Origin of the sequence: Paraburkholderia bannensis NBRC 103871, assembly GCF_000685015.1 — a bacterium.
Classification (GTDB): Bacteria; Pseudomonadota; Gammaproteobacteria; order Burkholderiales; family Burkholderiaceae; genus Paraburkholderia; species Paraburkholderia bannensis.
The window spans coordinates 1-2,116 of record NZ_BAYA01000084.1 but is presented as its reverse complement, the minus strand read 5'-3'; the positions used below and the strand labels follow the sequence as shown (position 1 = coordinate 2,116).

The 2,116-nt window shown below is 67.7% G+C and carries 1 protein-coding gene; it reads right to left on the bottom strand.

Annotation, left to right across the window (positions count from 1 at the left end; translation table 11 throughout):
* Window positions 1–2,116, bottom strand: a 2,116-nt coding sequence (locus tag BBA01S_RS39380; RefSeq protein WP_027821162.1) for a DUF6531 domain-containing protein, incomplete at both ends; no start/stop codon positions are given.

Below are 2,116 nucleotides of genomic sequence, written 5' to 3'. Positions count from 1 at the left end.
CCCGCCGCGTCGTACTCGAAGGTGACCTGGCTCGGTTCCTCACCCGGCGCGGTGGCCTGTGCCTGCGTGAGCAGTCCGCGCGCATCGTACCGGTAGCTCGCGTGCGTCCCGTCGCTTGAATGCCGCTCGACCGGGCGGCCCAGCGCATCGTAGGCAATGTCGGTCGTGATCTGGCCGTCCGTGCCGTGGTCGGTGCGCGCGACGACCTCGCCCGCCGCGCTGTAGCGGTACGTCTGCCGCCGTCCGTCGAAACCCGTCTGCGCAATGAGCCGGTCGCGGCTGTCGTATTCGAAGGTGGTCTGTTCGCCGTTCGCGTTGGTCAGCGCCGTCAGCCGCCCGAGCGCATCGTAGCCGTAGCCATTCGTGCCGCCTGCTGGGTCGGTCACGTTCAGGCGCTGGTCGTAGGCGTCCCACTGCGTGCGCGTGACGCGCTGGAGTGGATCCGTATGGGTCACGACACGGCCCGCGCTGTCGTAGCCCACGCTCCACGCGCCCAGGCCCGCCGGTGTCACACTCTCCAGCCGTCCGCGCGCCGCGCCCCAGCCCTGCCAGCTTTCGTTGCCCAGCGGGTCGGTGGTCGTGATGTGCCGGCCTTCGCTGTCATAGGCGTATTGCGTCGTATGGCCCGAGCAGTCGGTGCGCGCCACGAGTTGCCCCGCGTCGTTCCACTGCATCGCCGTGACGTTGCCCAGCGCATCGGTGCGCGTCGCGGGCAGACCCTTCGCGTACGTGTAGGTGGTGGTGTTGCCGAGCGGGTCCGTTTCGGTCGTGAGGTGGCCCGCGTCGTCATAAGCGCGCTGCCAGACCTGGCCCGCCGGGTCGGTAACCTGCACGGGCAGATTCAGGTCGTTGTAGCTCACGCGTGTGATGTTGCCGGCCGCATCGATGATAGTGGTCGGGTTGCCCCGGCTATCGTTGACCATCCGGGTTACGCGGCCCAGCTCGTCGGTATAACCGCTGATGCTGCCGGTTTCATCGAAGTGAGTCAGACGCGTGCTACCGTCCGGGTAGAGGATGCGATCCACCGCCCACAGACCGTTGTAGTGGTATTCGGTGGTGCGGCCCAGCGCGTCCGTGACACGCGTCGTTTTGCTGGCAGGCTGGTAGGCGAATCGCGTGTCGAGCGTGATGGCGGGCCACCCCTGACGCGCTGCGTCGTCGTCCACATAGGCGAACGTACGCGTCACGCGCGCCTGCGGGGTATCGCCGTCCCACTCGGACATGTGGATCGCGCCCGAGGGCGTACGGTAGCCCGTCAGCAGGTGCTGGCGGTACTGGTAACGCCAGGTGCGTCCCGCGCGGTCGGTCACCTCGACCAGATCGCCGTTCGCGTCGTAGGTGTAGTGCGCCAGCAACGGATCGCCGTAGCCGTCGAGATACACCGCCGTAATGCGGCCTGCGTCGTCCAGTTTGCAGCGCACAGTGTGCGCGTTGTTGCGCACCTCGCGCAGCCACCCCAGGGGCGTATAGCTGAGGACCAGCACGTTGCCGTCGCGGTCGGTCACGCGCTGGAGCTGCCAGCGCGCGTCGTCGGTCGGGTGAATGGCGTAGTGCTCCTGTACGCCGTTGGTGAAACGCATGGCATAGGTGGGCCACTGGGCAGTGTCCTGGCCGCGCACGAGCGTGATCTTCTCGATGGGATCGAAGTGCTCCCTGCCAGGTTCCAGCAGCGGGAAGGGCAACCTGCGCCCGTCGGCGTCGTAGTACGTGAGCTGCGATCCGTCGCGGCGGATCTCCGTCGAATACGGCAGCCGCCACGCCACCCCCACCGCACCGGCCCGCTGATCCTCGCTGCGGTAGCTGCGCCCCCAGTTGATGGGCATGCGCCCCGGCAACCCGAAGTCCGTGTGCACCATCACCTTCTGGCCGGTCGCGACATCAACCGGTTGCGCCGTGGTGGTCTTCTGTCGCTTCGCGCAATCGGCACATGTCGCCGGGCTCACCGGTGCCAGCCCACCCGCGCTGCCCCCGCTCATGCTGATGACCGGGGCCTTCAGGTAGATGCCTGTGCCTTCGAGAGTGATCCCGGCGGCATCAATCGTGACCTTGCCGCCGGGGCCGATCAGCTGTGCCTGCTTCGCGCCCGAGAGGTGTGCCTCGCCGGTGTCCTTGATCA